Source organism: Streptomyces sp. NPDC050485 (genome assembly GCF_044458185.1).
Lineage (GTDB): Bacteria > Actinomycetota > Actinomycetes > Streptomycetales > Streptomycetaceae > Streptomyces.
Genome location: NZ_JBITHR010000013.1, coordinates 1 through 16347 on the forward strand (window position 1 = coordinate 1; position 16347 = coordinate 16347).

15 protein-coding genes and 1 tRNA gene are annotated in these 16347 nt (G+C 70.9%); 14 read left to right on the forward strand and 2 right to left on the reverse strand.

Annotated features, from left to right (window positions below):
• The first annotated feature begins 178 nt into the window (after nucleotides 1-178).
• Nucleotides 179-520 carry a hypothetical protein gene (locus ACIBK6_RS24940; RefSeq protein ID WP_399053557.1) on the forward strand — a complete coding sequence of 114 codons (342 nt, stop codon included), beginning with the start codon at nucleotides 179-181 and terminating at the stop codon, nucleotides 518-520.
• 38 nt (nucleotides 521-558) lie between these two features.
• Here the strand turns inward: ACIBK6_RS24940 and ACIBK6_RS24945 are convergent, their stop codons facing one another.
• Both ACIBK6_RS24945 and ACIBK6_RS24950 read right to left on the reverse strand, forming a co-directional pair.
• Nucleotides 559-1146, reverse strand: coding sequence for a histidine phosphatase family protein (locus tag ACIBK6_RS24945; RefSeq protein ID WP_399053558.1), 588 nt, complete (start codon nucleotides 1144-1146; stop codon nucleotides 559-561).
• Nucleotides 1147-1619: 473 nt separating this feature from the next.
• Nucleotides 1620-1691, reverse strand: a tRNA-Arg gene (locus ACIBK6_RS24950).
• Nucleotides 1692-1848: 157 nt separating this feature from the next.
• Here ACIBK6_RS24950 and ACIBK6_RS24955 point away from each other — a divergent pair.
• The 13 genes from ACIBK6_RS24955 (at nucleotide 1849) to ACIBK6_RS25015 (ending at nucleotide 16323) form a co-directional block, all read left to right on the forward strand.
• A complete protein-coding gene (locus ACIBK6_RS24955) occupies nucleotides 1849-2283 on the forward strand; it encodes a response regulator (protein ID WP_399053559.1) in 435 nt (144 codons plus the stop codon).
• Between the two features lie 191 nt (nucleotides 2284-2474).
• Nucleotides 2475-3464 (forward strand): ArgS-related anticodon-binding protein NrtL, encoded by a 990-nt coding sequence (nrtL, locus tag ACIBK6_RS24960; protein ID WP_399053560.1) that lies wholly within the window; start codon nucleotides 2475-2477, stop codon nucleotides 3462-3464.
• Between the two features lie 61 nt (nucleotides 3465-3525).
• A complete protein-coding gene (gene lysA, locus ACIBK6_RS24965; protein WP_399053561.1) occupies nucleotides 3526-4917 on the forward strand; it encodes a diaminopimelate decarboxylase in 1392 nt (463 codons plus the stop codon).
• Between the two features lie 98 nt (nucleotides 4918-5015).
• Nucleotides 5016-6317, forward strand: coding sequence for a homoserine dehydrogenase (locus tag ACIBK6_RS24970; RefSeq protein WP_399053562.1), 1302 nt, complete (start codon nucleotides 5016-5018; stop codon nucleotides 6315-6317).
• Nucleotides 6318-6323: 6 nt separating this feature from the next.
• Nucleotides 6324-7382, forward strand: coding sequence for a threonine synthase (gene thrC / locus ACIBK6_RS24975; RefSeq protein WP_399053563.1), 1059 nt, complete (start codon nucleotides 6324-6326; stop codon nucleotides 7380-7382).
• 278 nt (nucleotides 7383-7660) lie between these two features.
• The gene (gene thrB, locus ACIBK6_RS24980) at nucleotides 7661-8578 is read left to right on the forward strand and encodes a homoserine kinase (RefSeq protein WP_399053564.1); all 918 of its coding nucleotides are present in this window, start codon (nucleotides 7661-7663) and stop codon (nucleotides 8576-8578) included.
• Nucleotides 8579-8979: 401 nt separating this feature from the next.
• Nucleotides 8980-11043, forward strand: coding sequence for a transcription termination factor Rho (gene rho, locus ACIBK6_RS24985; protein ID WP_399053565.1), 2064 nt, complete (start codon nucleotides 8980-8982; stop codon nucleotides 11041-11043).
• 356 nt (nucleotides 11044-11399) lie between these two features.
• Complete coding sequence (locus ACIBK6_RS24990; RefSeq protein WP_399053566.1) at nucleotides 11400-12509, forward strand: LCP family protein; 1110 nt, start codon at nucleotides 11400-11402, stop codon at nucleotides 12507-12509.
• A 147-nt stretch (nucleotides 12510-12656) separates the two neighbouring features.
• Entirely contained in the window at nucleotides 12657-12884 is a 228-nt protein-coding gene (gene rpmE, locus ACIBK6_RS24995) for a 50S ribosomal protein L31 (RefSeq protein WP_053726981.1), read from the forward strand.
• A gap of 102 nt (nucleotides 12885-12986) precedes the next feature.
• The gene (gene prfA, locus ACIBK6_RS25000; RefSeq protein ID WP_399053567.1) at nucleotides 12987-14066 is read left to right on the forward strand and encodes a peptide chain release factor 1; all 1080 of its coding nucleotides are present in this window, start codon (nucleotides 12987-12989) and stop codon (nucleotides 14064-14066) included.
• 33 nt (nucleotides 14067-14099) lie between these two features.
• Complete coding sequence (prmC, locus tag ACIBK6_RS25005) at nucleotides 14100-14981, forward strand: peptide chain release factor N(5)-glutamine methyltransferase (RefSeq protein WP_399053568.1); 882 nt, start codon at nucleotides 14100-14102, stop codon at nucleotides 14979-14981.
• A gap of 47 nt (nucleotides 14982-15028) precedes the next feature.
• The gene (locus tag ACIBK6_RS25010) at nucleotides 15029-15676 is read left to right on the forward strand and encodes an L-threonylcarbamoyladenylate synthase (protein ID WP_399053569.1); all 648 of its coding nucleotides are present in this window, start codon (nucleotides 15029-15031) and stop codon (nucleotides 15674-15676) included.
• Complete coding sequence (locus tag ACIBK6_RS25015; protein ID WP_399053570.1) at nucleotides 15673-16323, forward strand: protein-tyrosine-phosphatase; 651 nt, start codon at nucleotides 15673-15675, stop codon at nucleotides 16321-16323. The genes ACIBK6_RS25010 and ACIBK6_RS25015 overlap by 4 nt, the downstream gene beginning before the upstream one ends.
• The last annotated feature ends 24 nt before the right edge of the window (nucleotides 16324-16347 follow it).

Consider the following 16347-nt stretch of genomic DNA (forward strand, 5'->3'; position numbering starts at 1 on the left):
CTGTGGGAGAGTAGGACGCCGCCGAACAAATTTTGGGGAAAGCCCCGCACCAAGGTCCTTCGGGACCACGGTGCGGGGCTTTTCTGCGTTTAAGGAGCGCTCGGAAGAAGGAGCGCTCAGTGGACTGCCATGACGACGGCCGCGATGCGCCCTTGTCGACCCGCTTCTTCGCAGGCGGGTGCTGCCCGCCGAGACCGCGATCCGCAGGCTGCCGGCCCGCATCGACGGCGACGCACTGGACCGGGCCGTCTCACGCAGGCTCGCTGATCGCCGCCCCGTGGCGGCGGTGTCCACCGGGCTGCGCGGTCTCACCGTAGACGGCAAGAGTCTGCGCGGCGCGGTCAGAGCGAAGGACCGGAAGATCCACCTACTCGCAGCGCTGGAGCACACCACCGGCCTGGTCCTGGCCCAGTTGGACGTCGGCGAGAAGACGAACGAGATCAACTGCTTCAAGCCGCTGCTGGACACCGTCACCCACCTGGCCGGGGCCGTGGTCACCGGGAGGCCGGGCGGATCGTGAGCGACCGCTCGTGAACGGCACTGCCAAGTCAGCTGCCGCTACGGCACGTTCCAGGCGGAGATGACGGGCTGCCCGTCCTCGGTGGCCAGGAAACTGAGGGTGCCGGGGTGCGGGTGGCCGAGCAGTCGGCCGGCGGAGGCGTCGAGGCCGAGCCAGCGCACGGTGAGCAGGCGCGCCAGATGGCCGTGGGCGACCACGGCGACATCGCCCTCGTCGAGTAGCGGCCGGACCCGGCCCAGCACCGCGTCCGTGCGCGCGGCCACCTGCTGGAGCTCCTCCCCGGGATGGGCCACGTCGCCGGGAACGACGCCGTCCCGCCACAGGTCCCAGCCCGGCCTCGTCACCTGGATCTGCGCCGCGGTCAGGCCCTCGTAGCCGCCGTAGTCCCATTCCACCAGGTCTGGATCGGGCCTGACGCCGGTCAGGCCCGCCAGTTCGGCGGTCCGCATGGCTCGGCTCAGGGGACTGCTGAACACGGCGACCAGTTCGCGCCGGGCCAGCCTGGGGGCGAGCGCCTTGGCGGCGGCCTCACCCGCGTCGGTCAGCGGAACGTCGGTACGTCCCGCGTGCCGGCCTGAAAGGCTCCACTCGGTCTGGCCGTGCCTGATCACTATGAGTTCACCCATGGCCGCGGACGATATCCGATCATGCGGGCAGCCGGAGAGGACAACATCGCAGCCTCGACGCCCCCGCGCCCCCACCCGTGAGAGCAGTTGGCGGGCCTGCAGAAGGGCCGGAGGGGAGACGTGGGCCCGCCTCCGAGCCCGGACCCGCTTCTGTACGCCCGGCATCCCCAACGCCCCTGCAAATCGGCCCACTTGGACGGTGAAGCGGCTGTCCGAGCCTCCTGTCCGTACGGGGAGATGCCGTACGCCTGGGAGTTGGTCCGGACGGCGGTCCTCGTCCGCGCCCCGTACGACGCGGGCCGGAGGAAGCAGACCGATCTGCCCAGTCAAGTGTGGACTGTTGTGCCGACCATCGGCCGACTCCGATCAGTGTCGGTACACGACAAAGAGCCGGACCCAGTAGAACTGGGTCCGGCTCTTGAAGTCTGGCACTTTCGCAGGTCAGCGACCTTGCGGTGCTGTTCCGGCTGCTGTGCCCCCGGCAGGATTCGAACCTGCGCACACGGCTCCGGAGGCCGTTGCTCTATCCCCTGAGCTACGGGGGCGTCCGCCGCGTTTGGCGGCGACGGGTAGAACCCTACCAGCTCTCCCGGGGTGGCCGTGAACAGGTATTTCCGCCCTGTCCGGAGGCCGTGTCCCCCGGGTGGGGTGGAAGTGGGGAAAACCCGGACGCGGCGCCCTCCGCGGACCTAACCTCAAGGTGTGCCAGGCGCGTCCGGCCGGGTTCTTGTTGTGGACGACAACAAGGTCATCCGGCAGTTGATCAGGGTCAACCTCGAGCTGGAGGGCTTCGAGGTCGTGACCGCGGCTGATGGTGCCGAGTGCCTGGAAGTCGTGCACCAGGTACGCCCCGACGTGGTCACCCTCGACGTGGTGATGCCCCGGCTCGACGGGCTGCGTACGGCCGCGCGACTGCGGTCGGACCCGCACACCAGTCGGCTGCCCGTCGCGATCATCAGCGCGTGCACCCAGTACGAGGTGGAGACCGGGCTCGCCGCCGGGGTCGACGCCTTTCTGGCCAAGCCGTTCGAGCCCGCGGAGCTGGTCCGGGTCGTACGGCAGCTGCTGCGCCGGGAGGCTCCGCCGTCCGCCGACGGCAGTAGGGAGTCCGGGCGGGCCGGCAGCACCCGGGGCTGACCTCGACCGACCTCTGATCCGTCGCTGCATCCGTTCCACCGAGCCCGGCCAGGCCAATAGGCCCACCGAGCCTTGCCAGGCCCATGGATCCACCAAGCCCCCAACCCCAAAACCGCAGGTGGCTGCCCCCGCCCGCCCGTATGGCGAAACCGGTTCGCGGAGGGACCCCCCCTCTCCCATACGCTGGACCCGTGACCCCCGCAGAGCTCTCCCGTACCGTCGTGCGCGTCGTGCGCAGCGCGGTCGATGAGGGTGCCCTCGTGGTGGCGGGGGACGCCGTGCCCGATGCCGTCAAGGTCGAGCGGCCCCGGCCCGGTGGCGGGGGCGACTACGCCAGCGGCGTCGCGCTCAAGCTCGCCGCCGCCGCGGGTCTCCCCCCGCGCCGCGTCGCCGAGCTCTTGCGGCAGCGGATGGCCGACCAGCCCGGTATCGCCCTGGTCGACATCAGCGGGCCCGGGTTTCTCAACTTCACCCTCGATCGCGGCGTGCAGTTCGACGATGTCGTGCGTCGGGTTGCGCACTGTGGATCGTCCTATGGGTACGGGGACGCTCTGCGCGGGCAGAGCCATGCCTTCGCGGACACGTCCGAGAGCCGGGCCCGGGTGGTCACCGATGTCGTCGTGCGGCTGCTCCGGGCCCAGGGGGCCGATGCGCGCGTCGTCCGTCACGGGGGACAGCCCCTTCCCGTCGTGGCCTGCGAGCAGCCCCGGCTCGCCGAGCTGGTCGGGCGGGACGCCGCCCGCTGGGCCATGCTCCGCGCCGCCAGGCCGGACCGGCCCCGTACCGATGTGGCGGAACTGCTCGCTCAGCGGGAGAGCAGTTCGTTCTTCCGGGTGCGGTACGCGTACTCCCGTAGTCGAGCTCTTGCGCGTAACGCCCGCCAGCTGGGGTTTCGGGCCGAGGCCGGGGCCGTTCCCGAGGGGGACGCGCTGCTCGGGCTGCTCGGGGACCATCCCGGCGTGCTCGAAAGCGCCGCCCGGCACCGGGCGCCCGACCGGCTGGCGCGGCAGCTCGAAGCCGTGGCCGACGAGCTGCTCTGCTTCCAGCACGGCGTACTGCCGCTCGGTGACGAGAAACCCTCGGCCGCCCACCGTTCCCGGCTCGCCCTCGCCGAGGCCGCCGGGACGGTGCTGGCCGGCGGCCTGTCCCTGCTCGGCGTCGACGCCCCTGAGTTTCTATGACATGTGTAGACATGTGTGGACGTGTCTGGCACATGTGTGAGAGAGAAAACGGAAGAGAACGATGAGTCGATCCGCGCACCCCGCCGGTCCCCGTCACGCCGACGTACTGACCGAAGGGCACTACTCCGCACCCCCCGCCGACCTCAACTCCCTTGACGCGAAGGTCTGGTCGAGGACCGTCACGCGCAACGAGGAGGGCGCCGTCACCATGGGCGGCCTCGAAGTGGCGCGGCTCGCCGAGGAGTTCGGCACGCCCGCCTACTTCCTGGACGAGGCCGACTTCCGCGCCCGGTGCCGCGCCTGGGCCGATGCCTTCGGCAGCGATGCCGATGTGTTCTACGCCGGGAAGGCCTTCCTCTCCCGGGCCGTCGTGCGCTGGCTGCACGAGGAGGGGCTCAACCTCGACGTCTGCTCCGGGACCGAGCTCGCCACCGCCCTCGACGCCGGGATGCCCGCCGAGCGCATCGCCTTCCACGGCAACAACAAGAGCGAGGCCGAGATCCGGCGGGCCGTCGAGGCCGGGGTCGGGCGGATCGTGCTCGACTCCTTCCAGGAGATCGTGCGCGTCGCGCACATCGCCCAGGAGCTGGGGAAGGTGCAGAAGGCCTTCATCCGGGTGACCGTCGGCGTCGAGGCGCACACGCACGAGTTCATCGCCACCGCCCACGAGGACCAGAAGTTTGGCATCGGGCTCGCCGACGGGCAGGCCGCCGAGGCCGTGCGCCGCGCCCTCAAGCTCGACGGGCTCGAACTGGTCGGAATTCATTCGCACATCGGGTCGCAGATCTTCGACATGGCCGGCTTCGAGGTGTCCGCGCGACGCGTCGTACAGCTCCTCGCCGAGGTGCGCGACGAGCACGGCGTCGAACTGCCCGAGATCGACCTCGGCGGCGGCCTCGGCATCGCGTACACCTCCGAGGACGACCCCCGCGAGCCGCACGAGATCGCCAAGGCGCTCGGCGAGATCGTGTCCCGCGAGTGCGCCGCCGCCGGGCTCGCGGCCCCCCGCATCTCCGTCGAGCCGGGCCGCGCGATCGTCGGACCGACCGCCTTCACGCTGTACGAGGTCGGCACGATCAAGCCGCTGGAGGGGCTGCGGACGTATGTGAGCGTCGACGGCGGCATGTCCGACAACATCCGGACCGCGCTGTACGACGCCGAGTACTCCGTCGCGCTCGTCTCGCGCACCTCCGACGCCGAGCCGATGCTGGTCAGGGTGGTCGGAAAGCACTGCGAGAGCGGTGACATCGTGGTCCGTGACGCATTCCTGCCCGCGGACCTGGCACCGGGTGATCTGATTGCGGTGCCGGCCACCGGCGCGTACTGCCGCTCCATGGCCAGCAATTACAACCACGCACTTCGCCCGCCCGTCGTCGCCGTGCGCGACGGACAGGCCCGGGTGATCGTCCGGCGTGAGACGGAGGAAGATCTCCTGCGTCTCGATGTCGGGTAAATGAAATAGTTGTCTCAGGATCCGGACGAGGGGCAGAAACTCCCGTCCGGTGAGTGAGACTGGTTCGCATTCCAGGTTTGAACAGGAAACGAGGTCGGATGATGCGTACGCGTCCGCTGAAGGTGGCGCTGCTGGGCTGTGGAGTGGTCGGCTCAGAGGTGGCGCGCATCATGACGACGCACGCCGACGACCTCACGGCGCGCATCGGCGCACCCGTGGAGCTCGCCGGCGTCGCCGTCCGCCGGCCCTCGAAGGTGCGCGAGGGCATCGACCCCGCCCTGGTCACCACCGACGCCACCGCCCTGGTCAAACGCGGCGACATCGACGTGGTGATCGAGGTCATCGGCGGCATCGAGCCCGCCCGCACCCTCATCACGACCGCCTTCGAGCACGGCGCCTCCGTCGTCTCCGCGAACAAGGCGCTGCTCGCCCAGGACGGCGCGGCGCTGCATGCCGCGGCCGCCGAGCAGGGCCGCGACCTGTACTACGAGGCCGCCGTCGCCGGTGCGATCCCGCTGATCCGCCCGCTGCGCGAGTCGCTGGCCGGCGACAAGGTCAACCGCGTGCTCGGCATCGTCAACGGCACGACCAACTTCATCCTCGACAAGATGGACTCCACCGGCGCCGGCTACCAGGAGGCCCTGGACGAGGCCACCGCGCTGGGCTACGCCGAGGCCGACCCGACCGCCGACGTCGAGGGCTTCGACGCCGCCGCCAAGGCCGCCATCCTCGCCGGGATCGCCTTCCACACCCGGGTCCGCCTCGACGACGTGTACCGCGAGGGAATGACCGAGGTCACCGCGGCCGACTTCGCCTCGGCGCGCCGGATGGGCTGCACCATCAAGCTGCTCGCGATCTGCGAGCGGGCCGCCGACGGCCAGTCGGTCACCGCCCGCGTGCACCCCGCGATGATCCCGCTCAGCCACCCGCTGGCGTCCGTACGCGAGGCGTACAACGCGGTGTTCGTGGAGGCCGAGGCGGCCGGGCGGCTCATGTTCTACGGGCCCGGCGCGGGCGGCGCGCCGACCGCCTCCGCGGTCCTCGGCGACCTCGTCGCGGTCTGCCGCAACAAGCTCGGCGCGGCCACCGGGCCCGGCGAGTCGGCGTACACCCAGCTGCCCGTGAGCCCCATGGGCGACGTGGTGACCCGCTACCACATCAGCCTCGACGTGGCCGACAAGCCGGGCGTGCTCGCCCAGGTCGCGACGGTCTTCGCCGAGCACGGGGTGTCCATCGACACCGTGCGCCAGCAAGGCCGGCCGGACGGCGGCGGGGAAGCCTCCCTCGTCGTCGTCACCCACCGCGCGGCCGACGCGGCCCTGACCGGAACCGTGGACGCCCTGCGGAAGCTCGACACCGTGCGCGGTGTCGCCAGCATCATGCGTGTTGAAGGGGAGTAACCAGCAATGACCCACCAGTGGCGCGGAATCATCGAGGAGTACCGGGACCGACTCCCCGTCTCCGCTACGACGCCGGTTGTCACCCTCCGCGAGGGCGGTACGCCGCTCGTGCCGGCCCAGCTGCTCTCCGAGCGCACGGGCTGCGAGGTGCACCTCAAGGTCGAGGGCGCCAACCCGACCGGTTCCTTCAAGGACCGCGGCATGACGATGGCGATCAGCAAGGCGAAGGAGGAGGGCGCGCAGGCGGTCATCTGCGCCTCCACCGGCAACACCTCGGCGTCCGCCGCGGCCTACGCGGTACGCGCCGGAATGGTCTCCGCCGTGCTCGTGCCGCAGGGCAAGATCGCGCTCGGCAAGATGGGCCAGGCGCTGATCCACGGCGCCAAGATCCTCCAGGTCGACGGCAATTTCGACGACTGCCTCGCGCTGGCCCGCGCGCTCTCCGACAACTACCCGGTGGCGCTGGTGAATTCGGTCAACCCGGTGCGCATCGAGGGCCAGAAGACCGCCGCGTTCGAGATCGTGGACGCGCTCGGCGACGCCCCCGACATCCACGTCCTGCCCGTGGGCAACGCCGGCAACATCACGGCGTACTGGAAGGGCTACAAGGAGTACGCCGCCGACCGGATCTCGACGCACACCCCGCGCATGTGGGGCTTCCAGGCGTCCGGTTCGGCGCCGATCGTGCGCGGGGAGGTCGTCAAGGACCCGTCCACGATCGCCACCGCGATCCGCATCGGCAACCCGGCCTCCTGGCAGTTCGCGCTGGCCGCTCGCGACGAATCGGGCGGTTTCATCGATGAAGTGACGGACCGTGAGATCCTGCGCGCCTACCGGCTGCTCGCCGCACAGGAGGGCGTCTTCGTGGAGCCCGCGTCGGCGGCCTCGGTCGCGGGCCTCCTGAAGGCCGCCGAGCGCGGTCTGGTCGATCCGGGCCAGAAGATCGTCTGCACGGTGACCGGAAACGGCCTCAAGGATCCGGACTGGGCGGTCGCGGGCGCCCCGCAGCCCGTCACCGTCCCGGTCGACGCGGCGGCCGCCGCCGAGCGCCTCGGCCTGGCGTAGTCGTCTTACGCGGCGCGTACGGGTCCCGCTTCACCAGGACCCGTACGTAAAGCAGGACAAGCCGCACGTAGGGGCACAGGGGGCTTGCGACACGCATCGTGCGCCTCCTGTGCGCCCTATGTCGCCACAGAACCTTCCTTCGATAGGCTGTACTCAACCCGCCCCACCACATACGCCGTGGTGCAGTTGCCCACGTGGCCCTCGGGTGTTTGGTACGTCTTCGAAAATCTCGCAGCAGAGTCACCAGCCGCAGTCTCACAAGGAGAGTCATCAGAGCGATGGCCGGTCCCGCATTCCGCGCCGCCGCCGTACGGGTGCGCGTCCCCGCCACCAGTGCCAACCTCGGCCCGGGCTTCGACTCCCTGGGCCTGTCACTGGGGCTGTACGACGACGTGGTGGTCCGCGTCGCCGACTCCGGCCTGCACGTCGACATCGCGGGCGAGGGCGCCCAGACGCTGCCCCGCGACGAGAGCCACCTCCTCGTGCGTTCGCTGCGTACGGCATTCGACCTGCTCGGCGGGCAGCCGCGCGGCCTTGAGGTCGTCTGCGCCAACCGCATCCCGCACGGCCGCGGCCTCGGCTCCTCCTCCGCCGCCATCTGCGCCGGCATCGTCGCCGCGCGCGCCGTGACCATAGGCGGCGACGCCCGGCTTGACGACGCGGCCCTGCTGGAGCTCGCGACCGAGATCGAGGGCCACCCCGACAACGTCGCCGCCTGTCTGCTCGGCGGCTTCACCCTGTCCTGGATGGACGGCGGATCGGCGCGGGCGATCCGGATGGATCCCGCGGATTCCGTCGTTCCGGTGGTCTTCGTGCCCAGCAAGGCGGTCCTGACGGAGACGGCCCGCGGGCTGCTGCCGCGCACCGTCCCGCACGTGGACGCGGCGGCCAACGCCGGCCGGGCGGCGCTGCTCGTCGAGGCCCTGACCAGGCGCCCCGAGCTGCTGCTCGCCGCCACCGAGGACCGGCTCCACCAGGAGTACCGCGCGCCGGCGATGCCGGAGAGCGTGGCGCTGGTCAACCGGCTGCGCGCGGACGGCGTCCCCGCGGTCATCTCCGGCGCGGGGCCCACGGTGCTCGCGCTGGTCGAGGACGGTGTGGCCGACAAGGTCGCACGCCTGGCGGGGGAGGGGTGGGCCGCCAACCGGCTCAGTCTCGACGCCGCGGGTGCGAGCGTCCTGCCGCTCGGGTCGTAGGCACGGGCGCAGGGAGCACGGCTTGCCGGTGAACGAGAGGGGGAATGTTTGTTGGATCCGGTAGTGTTAACCTCAAGTCTGCATCGGTCGTCTTCGTGGCGCGGTGCTTCGTGTCCCCTTCAGGGACCGCCTTTCTTCCGAGAGCCTCCCCAACTGCCTGCGCAGCCTGCCTGAGCAGTTTCGAGCACGCTCCGGAACCGGCACGACACCCCATGCTTTCCCAGCAGGGGCCGAGCAGGGGGATCTCGGGCCGGAACCCACGCACGTTTATCTCTCCGCCGTACGCGGCGGACCACCGCCCCGGCACGATCCGTGGTCCCAAAGATCACAGGCCGCAGCCGGACAGCACAACCGGTCGCCGAGCCAGACAGGCCGACGTCCGCTCCAGGGAAGGACCCTTCGTGAGCGACACCACCGATCTGATGGGCGTGACTGCCGACAGCTCTGTCGACAACGCCGCGCCCGCCGCAGGTGCTGCCTCTGGCACCACCGCACGGCGCCGCCGCTCCGGCACCGGCCTCGACGGCATGGTCCTGGCCGAGCTGCAGCAGGTCGCGTCCGGCCTCGGCATCAGGGGCACCGCGCGGATGCGCAAGAGCCAGCTGATCGAGGTCATCAAGGAGGCGCAGGCCGGCGGCGGTTCCGCGGCTCCGGCCAAGAGCGCCGCGTCTGCCGCGGACGCCGAGGCCAAGCCGAAGCGCCGCGCCACCTCCAAGGCCCGTACGGGCGAGGAGGCCGCCGCGCCCGCCGAGAAGCAGGCCGGGCAGCAGCAGATCGACATTCCGGGCCAGCCGTCCCCCAAGGTCTCCGACCAGGGCGGGGCCGGCGACGACCAGCCCGTGGGCGAGCGCCGCCGGCGCCGTGCGACGGCGCCCTCCGGCAGCCCCGAGGCCGCCTCCGCGGCGGTCGAGACCGTCACCAAGACGGAGGCCAAGGCCGAGGTGAAGGCCACCGAGACCGTCGACAAGGCTGAGGCGAAGGCCACCGAGGCCGTCGACAGCGCCGAGGGCCGCCGGGACCGCCAGCGGGGCGAGCGCGGCGACCGCCGGGACCGCCAGCGCGGCGACCGCGGTGAGCGGGGCGAGCGCGGTGACCGCGGCGACCGCCAGCGCGGCGACCGCGGCAAGGGCGAGGACCAGCAGGGCGGCCAGCGCCCGCAGCGCCAGGGCGCCCAGCAGCAGGGCCAGCAGCAGAACAACGGCCCGCAGGACGACTTCGACGACGACGGCAGCCGCCGTGGCCGGCGCGGCCGTTACCGCGACCGCCGCGGCCGCCGCAGTGGCCGCGAGGAGTTCGGCGCCGAGCCGCAGGTCGCCGACGACGACGTCCTGATCCCCGTCGCGGGCATCCTGGACATCCTCGACAACTACGCGTTCATCCGGACGTCCGGCTACCTGCCGGGCCCGAACGACGTGTACGTCTCGCTGGCCCAGGTCCGCAAGAACGGGCTGCGCAAGGGTGACCACGTCACCGGCGCCGTCCGCCAGCCCAAGGACGGCGAGCGCCGCGAGAAGTTCAACGCGCTGGTCCGCCTGGACTCCTCCAACGGCATGGCCGCCGACTCCGGCCGCGGCCGCCCGGAGTTCAACAAGCTGACCCCGCTCTACCCCCAGGACCGGCTCCGTCTGGAGACCGACCCGGGCGTGCTGACCACGCGGATCATCGACCTCGTGTCGCCGATCGGCAAGGGCCAGCGAGGCCTGATCGTGGCCCCGCCGAAGACCGGCAAGACCATGATCATGCAGGCGGTCGCCAACGCGATCACCCACAACAACCCCGAGTGCCACCTGATGGTCGTCCTGGTCGACGAGCGTCCGGAAGAGGTCACCGACATGCAGCGGTCGGTGAAGGGCGAGGTCATCTCCTCGACCTTCGACCGCCCGGCAGAGGACCACACCACCGTCGCCGAGCTGGCCATCGAGCGCGCCAAGCGCCTTGTCGAGCTCGGTCACGACGTGGTCGTGCTGCTCGACTCGATCACCCGTCTGGGCCGTGCGTACAACCTGGCGGCCCCGGCCTCCGGACGCATCCTGTCCGGTGGTGTCGACTCGACCGCGCTCTACCCGCCGAAGCGCTTCTTCGGTGCCGCGCGCAACATCGAGGACGGCGGCTCGCTGACCATCCTCGCCACCGCGCTCGTGGAGACCGGCTCGCGCATGGACGAGGTGATCTTCGAGGAGTTCAAGGGCACCGGCAACATGGAGCTCAAGCTCGACCGCAAGCTCGCCGACAAGCGCATCTTCCCGGCGGTGGACGTGGACGCGTCCGGCACCCGCAAGGAAGAGATCCTGCTCGGCAGCGACGAGCTCGCCGTGGTCTGGAAGCTGCGCCGGGTGCTGCACGCCCTCGACCAGCAGCAGGCGATCGAGCTGCTCCTCGACAAGATGAAGCAGACGAAGTCGAACGCCGAGTTCCTGCTGCAGATCCAGAAGACGACCCCGGGGCCGGGCAACGGCAACGACTAGTCAACTGCGGTCCCAGCAGGGCCACTTGAGAGCGCCCCCGTCAGTTCGCCGACGGGGGCGCTCTCGTGTTCCGGCACTGTCGGCGGGCCGGTCGGCGGGGCCGTCGGCGGCTGAGGCGTTCGCCACACGTGCCGCGGGTCCGCAGGCCGCGGGCACTCCCCGTAACCGTTGCGAAGCCACAGGTGAGAGCGGTGGGGCCGGTCGCGAGTTGCGCGCCGGGCCCGATGCGTTCTTATGGCCTTCTTAGAAGGCTGTGCAACCCTTCTTGGTGCTTCGCCGTCTGACGAGTGTCGACAATCCGTGCCTGAACACCAGGGCAGGGGGTACCCGGGGGAGCACCGAGGACTGAGGAGAACATGGCCGAGCAGAGTACGCGCAGCAGCCGAATACGCGGGGCGGGCAAGCGCCGCAAGCAGCCCAGCACGCGCCGTCGCGCCGTGCGCATAGCCGCGTGGAGCGCCGCGGGGGTCGTGCTCGTCGGCGGCGCGGGCCTCGGCTACGTGTACTTCCAGCTCAACGGCAACCTCAAGGGCGTCGACATCAACGCCCAGCTCGGCAGCAACCGGCCGCAGAACATCGACAACGGCTCGATGGACATCCTGGTCCTCGGCTCCGACTCGCGGTCCGGCGCCAACAAGGAGTACGGCCAGGACGGGGGCGGCGCCCGCTCCGACACGGCGATGGTCATCCACGTCTACCAGGGCCACAAGAGCGCCAGCGTGGTCTCCATCCCGCGCGACACCCTGGTCACCCGCCCCGCCTGCACCACCCCGGGCGGCAAGTCCGACCCCGGCGGCAAGCGCGAGATGTTCAACACGGCGTACGAGGTCGGCGGCCCGGCCTGCGCGGTCAAGACCGTCGAGCAGATGTCCGGGATCCGCATGGACCACTACGTCGAGGTCGACTTCACCGGCTTCAAGAAGCTCATCGACGAGCTCGGCGGGGTGCCCGTCACCACCGCCAAGCCGATCAAGGACGACAAGAGCCACCTGGACCTGCCGGCCGGCACACACACCCTCAACGGTGAGCAGGCGCTCGGCCTCGTACGCACCCGGCACGGCGTGGTCGGCGACGGCAGCGACCTCGGCCGCATCCAGCTCCAGCAGGCCTTCATCAAGGCGCTGATCCAGCAGGTCAAGAGCGTCGGAGTGTTCACCAGCCCGACCAAGCTCTACGGGCTCGCCAGCGCCGCGACCAAGGCCATCACCACCGACTCCGACCTCGCCTCGGTGAACTCGCTGATCGGCTTCGCGGGCGGGCTCAAGGACCTCGGCTCGCAGAACATGAAGATGGTCACGATGCCGGTGACCTACGACAAGCGGGACCCGAACCGCGTCGTGCCGCTGGACAAGGAGGCGCGGCAGGTCTGGGACGCGCTCCGCGCCGACCAGCAGATCCCGGCCTCCGCGACCGCCGACTCGGCGGGCGACAAGGGCGCGGCCGGCAGCTACGTCAGCGGCAAGTAGCGCCCGCCGGGACCGCCGGGAATAGTTCCGCACCCACCCCGGTTTTGGGAGATACGGCCAGTCCTGGCAGACTGGTACGTCGGCCCCGGTTCACGTACGCGCAATCCGCGCTTGCGACCCGGCGCCCTCCCGAACCTAGGAGACACCTTGAAGCGCGACATCCACCCCGAGTACGTCGAGACCCAGGTCAGCTGCACCTGTGGCGCGGCTTTCACCACCCGCAGCACGATCGGCGGCGGCTCCATCCGCGCCGAAATCTGCTCCGAGTGCCACCCGTTCTACACGGGCAAGCAGAAGATCATGGACACCGGCGGCCGTGTGGCCCGCTTCGAGGCCCGCTTCGGCAAGGCTGCGGCCGGCTCCGCCCAGAAGTAGCGAGCCAACTGCGCCGGTCCGTGGCGCCTCCGTTCCGGGGGCGCCGCGACCGGCGCTTTGCCGTCCAGCCCTCCTTCTTCGTTTGAACCCCAGGAGCCACCGATGTTCGAAGCGGTCGAGGACCTGATCGGCGAGCACGCCGATCTCGAGAAGAAGCTCGCCGACCCTTCGGTCCACGCCGATCAGGCCAACGCGCGCAAGCTCAACAAGCGCTACGCCGAGCTCACGCCGATCGTCGGGACCTACCGCGCCTGGAAGCAGGCCGGTGAGGACATCGAGACGGCCCGCGAGTTCGCGGCCGACGACCCCGACTTCGCCGCCGAGGTCAAGGACCTGACCGCGCAGCGCGAGGAGCTCACCGAGAAGCTCCGCCTGCTCCTGGTCCCGCGCGACCCGAGCGACGACAAGGACGTACTGCTTGAGATCAAGGCGGGTGCGGGCGGCGACGAGTCGGCCCTGTTCGCCGGCGACCTCCTGCGCATGTACCTGCGGTACGCCGAGCGGATCGGCTGGAAGACCGAGATCATCGACTCCACCGAGTCCGAGCTCGGCGGCTACAAGGACGTCCAGGTCGCCGTGAAGACCAAGGGCGGCCAGGGTGCGACCGAGCCCGGCCAGGGCGTCTGGGCGCGGCTGAAGTACGAGGGCGGCGTGCACCGCGTGCAGCGGGTTCCGGCCACCGAGTCGCAGGGCCGCATCCACACCTCCGCCGCCGGTGTGCTGGTCACGCCCGAGGCCGAGGAGGTCGACGTCGAGATCAACATGAACGACCTCCGCATCGACGTGTACCGGTCATCGGGCCCCGGCGGCCAGTCCGTCAACACCACCGACTCCGCCGTACGCATCACGCACGTCCCGACCGGTGTCGTCGCCTCGTGCCAGAACGAGAAGAGCCAGCTCCAGAACAAGGAGCAGGCCATGCGCATCCTGCGCTCCCGGCTGCTCGCCGCCGCCCAGGAGAAGGCCGAGGCCGAGGCCGCCGACGCCCGCCGCAGCCAGGTGCGCACCGTCGACCGCTCCGAGAAGATCCGGACGTACAACTTCCCGGAAAACCGCATCTCGGACCACCGGGTCGGCTTCAAGGCGTACAACTTGGACCAGGTGCTCGACGGCGACCTGGACGCGATGATCCAGGCGTGCGTCGACGCGGACTCCGCGGCCAAGCTCGCGGCCGCCCAGTAATCCCCACCCCCGTACGACTGCCGGAGGACCAGCGTGCAGCAAAACTCTGGGGGGCGACCCCCAGGCCCCCGAAGCGTGCTGCTTGCCGAGGTGGCCCAGGCCACCCAGCGGCTGGCCGACGCCGGCGTGCCCTCACCGCGCTTCGACGCCGAGGAGCTCGCCGCGCACATCCACGGGGTCAAGCGGGGCGAGCTGCACAACGTCAAGGACTCCGACTTCGACGCCCGCTACTGGGAGGCCGTCGCCCGCCGCGAGGCGCGTGAGCCGCTCCAGCACATCACCGGCCGCGCCTTCTTCCGTTACCTCGAACTCCAAGTGGGGCCAGGGGTGTTCGTGCCCCGGCCGGAGACCGAGTCGGTGGTCGGCTGGGCCATAGACGCCGTCCGCGCGATGGACGTCGTGGAGCCGCTCATCGTCGACCTGTGCACCGGCTCCGGCGCGATCGCGCTCGCCATGGCGCAGGAGGTGCCGCGCTCGCGGGTGCACGCCGTCGAGCTGTCCGAGGACGCCCTGGAGTGGACCCGGAAGAACGTCGAGGGGTCCCGGGTCGTTCTCCACCAGGGCGACGCGCTCACCGCGCTGCCGGAGCTGGACGGCCAGGTCGACCTGGTCATCTCCAACCCGCCGTACATCCCGCTGACCGAGTGGGAGTACGTCGCCCCCGAGGCGCGCGACCACGACCCCGAGCTCGCGCTGTTCTCCGGCGAGGACGGCCTCGACACCATCCGGGGCATCGAACGCACCGCGCACCGGCTGCTGCGGCCCGGCGGGCTCGTCGTCATCGAGCACGCCGACACCCAGGGCGGCCAGGTGCCGTGGATCTTCAACGAGGAGGCCGGCTGGGCGGACGCGGCCGACCACCCCGACCTCAACAACCGCCCGCGCTTCGCCACGGCCCGCAAGGCCACGCTGTGACCCGCCAGATCATTCAGACCGTGTACGTGTACGAGGAGGCCCGTTAAATGGCTCGGCGATACGACTGCAACGACGCGACCGACCGCACGACCGGTCTGCGCGAAGCCGCGTCCGCCGTCCGCCGCGGCGAGCTCGTGGTGCTGCCGACGGACACCGTGTACGGGATCGGCGCGGACGCGTTCAGCTCGCAGGCCGTGGCGGACCTGCTCGACGCCAAGGGCCGCGGCCGCAATATGCCCACCCCTGTCCTCATCGGCTCGCCGAACACGCTGCACGGCCTGGTCACCGACTTCACCGAGCAGGCCTGGGAGCTGGTCGACGCGTTCTGGCCGGGCGCCCTGACGCTGGTCGCCCGCCAGCAGCCGTCCCTGCAGTGGGACCTCGGCGACACCCGGGGCACCGTCGCCATCCGGATGCCGCTGCACCCGGTCGCCATCGAACTGCTCACCGAGGTCGGCCCGATGGCCGTCTCCTCCGCCAACCTCACCGGCCACCCGGCACCCGAGGACTGCGACGCCGCCCAGGGCATGCTCGGGGACTCCGTCTCGGTGTACCTGGACGGCGGCCCGACCCCGGGCATCGTCCCCTCGTCCATCGTCGACGTCACCGGCAAGGTCCCGGTGCTGCTGCGCGCGGGCGCGCTCGACGCGGACGAGCTGCGCAAGGTGGTACCCGACCTCGAGGTGGCCAATTGACCGCCCCTGAGGGGCGTGGCATAGGCACGGTTCACCCTGTGGGGAACTCGTTCCGCATCCTCCACGTCAGCACCGGCAACGTCTGCCGCTCGCCGATCACCGAGCGGCTGACCCGCCATGCCCTGAGCGACCGGCTCGGGGACCCGTTCACGGGCGGCCTGATCGTGGAGAGCGCCGGCACCTGGGGGCACGAGGGCGCCCCGATGGAGGCCAACGCCGCCGCCGTCCTCGCCGACTTCGGCGCCGACGCCTCCGGCTTCACCGGCCGCGAGCTCCTTGACGAGCACGTCATCACCGCCGACCTGGTGCTGACCGCGACCCGCGACCACCGCGCCCAGGTCATCTCGATGGGCCACTCGGCGGGCCTGCGCACCTTCACCCTGAAGGAGTTCACCCGGCTGGTACGGGCCATAGACCCGGCCACGCTGCCCGATCCGCTCCAGGAGGGCATGGTGGAACGGGCCAGGGCCCTGGTGCGGGCCGCGGCCGCGCTGCGCGGCTGGCTGCTCGCCCCCAGCGCCGAGGCCGACGAGGTCAACGACCCGTACGGCGCCCCCATCACGTTCTTCCGCTCCATCGGCGACGAGATCAACCAGGCCCTGGACCCGGTGGTCACCGCCCTGACGGGCAAATCGAGCCACCACTGAAAGCAAGCCCCTCATGGGGTCCCC

Coding starts and splice junctions, on each gene's coding strand:
- ACIBK6_RS24945 (WP_399053558.1), bottom strand. CDS start 1,146: ATGGGTGAACTCATAGTGATCAGGCACGGCCAGACCGAGTGGAGCCTT.
- lysA (WP_399053561.1), top strand. CDS start 3,526: ATGAGTCGATCCGCGCACCCCGCCGGTCCCCGTCACGCCGACGTACTG.
- ACIBK6_RS24970 (WP_399053562.1), top strand. CDS start 5,016: ATGATGCGTACGCGTCCGCTGAAGGTGGCGCTGCTGGGCTGTGGAGTG.
- thrC (WP_399053563.1), top strand. CDS start 6,324: ATGACCCACCAGTGGCGCGGAATCATCGAGGAGTACCGGGACCGACTC.
- thrB (WP_399053564.1), top strand. CDS start 7,661: ATGGCCGGTCCCGCATTCCGCGCCGCCGCCGTACGGGTGCGCGTCCCC.
- ACIBK6_RS24990 (WP_399053566.1), top strand. CDS start 11,400: ATGGCCGAGCAGAGTACGCGCAGCAGCCGAATACGCGGGGCGGGCAAG.
- prfA (WP_399053567.1), top strand. CDS start 12,987: ATGTTCGAAGCGGTCGAGGACCTGATCGGCGAGCACGCCGATCTCGAG.
- ACIBK6_RS25010 (WP_399053569.1), top strand. CDS start 15,029: ATGGCTCGGCGATACGACTGCAACGACGCGACCGACCGCACGACCGGT.